General features: G+C 39.6%; 5 protein-coding genes. 1 reads left to right on the top strand and 4 read right to left on the bottom strand.

Going from position 1 to position 4,718, the window contains the following annotated elements; all coding sequences use genetic code 11:
- Positions 1 to 565, top strand: a 565-nt coding sequence (locus tag BCU84_RS18950; protein ID WP_102529612.1) for a phosphatase PAP2 family protein, incomplete at its 5' end; no start/stop codon positions are given.
- Between the two features lie 35 nt (positions 566 to 600).
- Here BCU84_RS18950 and BCU84_RS18945 read toward each other — a convergent pair.
- The 4 genes from BCU84_RS18945 to BCU84_RS18930 all read right to left on the bottom strand — a co-directional run bounded on the left by BCU84_RS18945 (position 601) and on the right by BCU84_RS18930 (position 4,057).
- Positions 601 to 1,767 carry a DUF481 domain-containing protein gene (locus BCU84_RS18945; protein ID WP_229368106.1) on the bottom strand — a complete coding sequence of 389 codons (1,167 nt, stop codon included), beginning with the start codon at positions 1,765 to 1,767 and terminating at the stop codon, positions 601 to 603.
- Positions 1,768 to 1,894: 127 nt separating this feature from the next.
- Entirely contained in the window at positions 1,895 to 2,791 is an 897-nt protein-coding gene (locus BCU84_RS18940; RefSeq protein WP_102529611.1) for a DMT family transporter, read from the bottom strand.
- Positions 2,792 to 3,133: 342 nt separating this feature from the next.
- On the bottom strand, positions 3,134 to 3,658 hold the full coding sequence (locus BCU84_RS18935) for a hypothetical protein (RefSeq protein ID WP_102529610.1): 525 nt from the start codon (positions 3,656 to 3,658) through the stop codon (positions 3,134 to 3,136).
- 93 nt (positions 3,659 to 3,751) lie between these two features.
- The gene (locus BCU84_RS18930) at positions 3,752 to 4,057 is read right to left on the bottom strand and encodes a hypothetical protein (protein ID WP_102529609.1); all 306 of its coding nucleotides are present in this window, start codon (positions 4,055 to 4,057) and stop codon (positions 3,752 to 3,754) included.
- Positions 4,058 to 4,718: the final 661 nt, after the last annotated feature.

Raw genomic sequence — 4,718 nt, 5'->3', positions numbered from 1 at the left:
ATTTATTAATGAAAATGTACAGAAAAATTTATATTTACAAACCTTATCAAACACCCCATTACTTCTAGAACTACTTGCAATCATATTTGTGATATTCAGTTTAAAGTCACGAAGTAATCAGTTTATTCAATTCCGCAGACTTATTATACTTGTCGCCATCGTTGCCACCATAGTGCGCGTAAGCGCTAAAATGGTCTTTGGCCGTACTTGGCCAGAAACCTGGACTAACGATAATCTTTCGTGGATTACCCATGGCGTTGAAGAGTTTCACCCCTTTTCACTTTCTAATAGCTTTCATTCATTTCCATCAGGTCATGCATTGCTCACCTTTGCTTTTGCCAGTCTATTTTGGCACTTTGCGCCGCGATATCGGTTGCTTTGGTGTAGCTCAATGGTGGCTGTTTTGATGGGACAATTGGGTCAGAACTATCATTACTTAGGGGATTTACTTGCGGGTGCATTGATTGGCACCTTAGTCAGCCACTTAGTGATTAATGGCTATAGTCATTACAATCAAAACACATGCCAGAACGAGACAGCTGAAATAAAAAAGGCTCAATACTGAGCCTTTAACGTTAACTTGTAAGCCTAAAAACTCACTTAAATATCGATACCAAAGCCCACAATAAATTGATAATCATTTTTTTTCGGCGTCAAACCGTCTGAATCAGGTTGCGGACTGGCGGTATGATCCCACACGAACGATAAATCTAAATCAAAAATGTCGGTTAGCTCAATCTCTAATGTCGCCAAAGCATGGTGAGTATAGCCACCAGAGTCGTCATCACCGTATTGCACACGATAAGAAGTAATAAAATCCATATCACTGGTTAATTCAGTATCGTACACCGTTTCAACCACCACTGTAGCCGAACTGCTATCAGTGCTTTCACCATCTTCAACATTATTAAACTTGGTATATGTATATGCAGGACCGCCCGAAATACTCCACTCCGTTTTCGAGTTATCAATAATGTTATAACCCAAACCAGAACCGACAGTAACCTTGTATTCAATGTTTAAAAACTTGTCGGTATAAATTTCGGCAAACACAGGACGTAAATAGAACTGCTTTGATAAAAACCAATCAAAGTTGGTATTAATACGATTATTGTTAATCTTCTCTTCGCTGTCCGATTTTGAATAATTCCCAATATAATCAATATTGAAACGAGATTCAGTAGTACGACGTTTCGTTTTAGCAATGGCGCTATAGTCTATTTGTTCCGTATTACCTGAGCGAAAGTTTGCCCCTAAGCTAATTTTGCTCGACCAATAATTAGACTCAGATTGTTCACCTGCAATGATCGTTAGAATTTGATCTCGCTGAAATTCTTGCCCGTCTATATACATTTTGCCATCTCGGACTAATAGCTTGCCGCTTTGGGTGCTTAAATCCATAAAGCCAATACTCACCACATCAGCACTTTGCAGCACCTTTACATCTTCCCAATCGATAAATAAGGTGTCTAACTCATCACTTTCGAACTCTAATTGATCATCATAAAGGTTCTTAATCTCACCTTTTAGCAGTTCAAGTGAAGATAATTGCAACCAATCAAATTCGCTGTCTTGAGGCGTAGTGACTTGCTCAGGAGTAAAAGCTGCAGGTGGCATATCATTGCTAGCATTAGTTACTGCGGAGGTAGACGTGCCAGTAGGTATGCTATTAGCATCTATAGTGGCACTGAATAAATGATTACTGAATACTAAAGATAAACTGGCGCACGCCAACGCGATACGAGTTAGCCGAAAAGAATAACGCATAAAACACTCCCTGAATCGAACTTCTTGGTTTTATTTACGCCAGTATAGTATGAAAAAACAACAAATTAAAATCACCTTTTGGCATTATTTCATCATTAGTTTAAAACACTTAATGATTAAGTACGCACTAGGTCCACATCACTAAAATTGCGGCGACTGCGATTAGCACTAACCCTAATACTTCATTTACCTTAATCTTTTTTTTGAGCCAAAAAACGCTGATGAGCATAGTAAAAAACACTTCAATTTGACCTAAGGTTTTTACATAAGGCACCGCTTGCAATGACATCGCGCTAAACCAACCAATGGATGCGATACAACTGCAAACACTGTTCAAAATCGTCAGCCTTGGTCGCTGCCATAATGCCAATAACGTCAGTCGGTCTTTCATCGCTAGATAAGTCACTAGAATAATAGTTTGCAAGCCAATCACTGACAGCAGCACCCAAGCAGCGCGGTGAGTAAAAGGAATAGGAGCAGAAACTGCAGAGTCGACCATTAACAGCAAACTCGCCTCTCGTACCCATAGCGAAGTAAACGCAAACGCAATACCGCTACTAATACCCAGCACTATGGTATTAAGCGATAAACGTTTAACCCCTTTTTGCGTACTCAGTAGCATGACAGCAACAGCACCAATAATAACCCCGAGCCAACCTAACAAGCTCAAGCTAGTACCAAAAAACAGTACACCTAATATGGCGGCCACTAAGGCTTCACTTTTAGCAAGCCCTGCCCCAACCGCAAAGTTTTTCAGTTGGAATAATTTAACCATCAACCCCGTAGCAAGGATTTGCATTAAAGATGCACCAATCACAAAGCCATAAAACTGATAATTAAAGCTCGGCAAGCTACTGGGTTGCAGTTGATAGAGACTAATGAGATACACGGCCGCAATAGGCCCAGCCCAAATAAACCGCGCAAGGGTAACACCGCTAACTTTCACTTGTTGGCTCAGTTCACTTTGAAATGCATTACGCCAAGACTGCATAAAAGCGGCAAGGATTGTCAGCGCTATCCACATAGATTTATCCCAATAATACAGAGGTTTGAGACAGATAAAGTATCACATTATCTGAATAGCATTGTTGGTAATTTGTTCTAGCTTAGAATTACGAGATAGGTGGTGGAAAACATTAGAATATGTTCGCTTGCAAACCATTAATAGAAGGTAAATGGTTTACGTCCCGACATGTTTTGGACAGAAATTGGATAGAGTAAAGCTCGTAAAGTGATGAATCTCAGTAGTGAATATGGCAAGCGGATATTCGGTAACGCCGCAATAAGCGGACTAAAATGGTGGCTTATACTGTGTAGCGAAGCGGAACGTAACCCACTGTTTTTTTTGTTCCATTTAAAGCACTTGTTATGTTCGTTCACTCGATAGCTTCTTGAATTCGTCTATTGCGCTTTCGCAGTTTGATTCAATACTCGGGCTTTCACTTTTTACATTCTCGTATAGTAGCTTAATACGCTTTTCAAATGACACATTTTGGTAGCCACATTCATTAAGCAAAAGAATCAATTTTATCTGTGAAGACTTTGCTTTCAGTAGACTGTTATCAATGTTTTCATATTCGGATAGCATTCCATCAATTTGACCTGATTTTTCATCTCGCTTTTTATGAACTTTGATTTTATTTGCAAAGGTGTCGTAGAGTTCACTTATATAAATAATCATTGTAATGTAATCAGAAAACTCATTTCGTAACTCTTTAATTTTCTTATTACTTTCAATATTTCTCTGCGACCTTGTTGATAAATAAATAGTGAGTACAGTAATTATCGTGGTTGTAATTACAACCAATATTGTTGTCACATCAGCTTTATCTATCATCTTTTCAATCAGTTGATAGTTCACCGATTTCTCAGCTAAATCACTTTGAGACATAAGTACTCCAGAGAACATAACGCCGCGCACAACGGCGCGAGTTTGCGAGCGTCCGGCAGCCGAAGGCTGCGAATTGATGCATTTGGTTATGCATTAGTCTCGCCGCTTGCCAACAACAACTGCGCCCCTAGTGATTGAGAAACCCACATCACCTACATACGTACTATCGCGTTGCACGCACGTTTCGGATTGCCCAACAGAAGTAGGCACAACATTTACAACATCATAACCTTGTTTATCGAGCTCGTTGTAAGACTGAGCAAGCAGCGCAGCGTACTCGTCCATATCCACATACCGTTCACTATAAAACTTTTCCATCTTAGTTTTAATAATTCCGGTATTTTTCTCATAAGTCCCTTTTGAGGCCCGAAACCAAGTAGTTACGAATTTTTCTGGCATAGTTAATCCTTATGCATAACATTTGTATAGTGCGCATACGCGTTTATTTGGCAAACGCGCATGCACATTTAATAAACCTATTATTTAAGCCTTACTAAAGTAAAGCTATTGATTTATATACACTCTACCAGAGTGATATTGGATAAACGAGCACAAATATTTCCAAAGTGAACATTGAAATTGATGCCTTATCTGAAGTAATCAGCAGCAGTCACTTATCGATTAGCAAAGTAGGTCAACGGGCTTGTTACTTATCTGTACTGCTTATCTGTACTGCTTATCTGTACTGCTTATCTGTACTGCTTATCGGATGTAAGTCGCAAAGGGGCATAAACGAGTTACTAGCATAAACTTTGTACTTCATCAGTATTGGCTCTGTTAATGAGAGTCGTCACTTCAATCTAATCCATTGCCTGCCGCAGGCTTTTGTGCAGATACAACTGCGAGACGCTGCATTCTTTATTTAATTCAAAAGGTCCCTGACTGCTCGGCCATGACGTCCATGTCATGGACGGGCACAGCCGCGCTTACACCCGAATTTTCATCTCTCCGATTTAACTGTATTCGTGTCAATTTAAAAAACTAAAATATCTAGTTTTAATTAGCTAGAAGATTCAATTTGAATTGAGGTAGCAAGAAAGTCGCGTGAGTCCAGACATGG

This window comes from Shewanella sp. 10N.286.51.B7, assembly GCF_002873615.1.
GTDB lineage: Bacteria > Pseudomonadota > Gammaproteobacteria > Enterobacterales > Shewanellaceae > Shewanella > Shewanella electrodiphila.
Note: the sequence above shows the minus strand (reverse complement) of the source record. Positions and strands in the feature narration are given on the sequence as shown.

What these genes read in the sequence shown, in the direction of transcription:
- BCU84_RS18945 (WP_229368106.1), bottom strand. Translation starts at nt 1,767, where the DNA reads ATGCGTTATTCTTTTCGGCTAACTCGTATCGCGTTGGCGTGCGCCAGT.
- BCU84_RS18940 (WP_102529611.1), bottom strand. Translation starts at nt 2,791, where the DNA reads ATGTGGATAGCGCTGACAATCCTTGCCGCTTTTATGCAGTCTTGGCGT.
- BCU84_RS18935 (WP_102529610.1), bottom strand. Translation starts at nt 3,658, where the DNA reads ATGTCTCAAAGTGATTTAGCTGAGAAATCGGTGAACTATCAACTGATT.
- BCU84_RS18930 (WP_102529609.1), bottom strand. Translation starts at nt 4,057, where the DNA reads ATGCCAGAAAAATTCGTAACTACTTGGTTTCGGGCCTCAAAAGGGACT.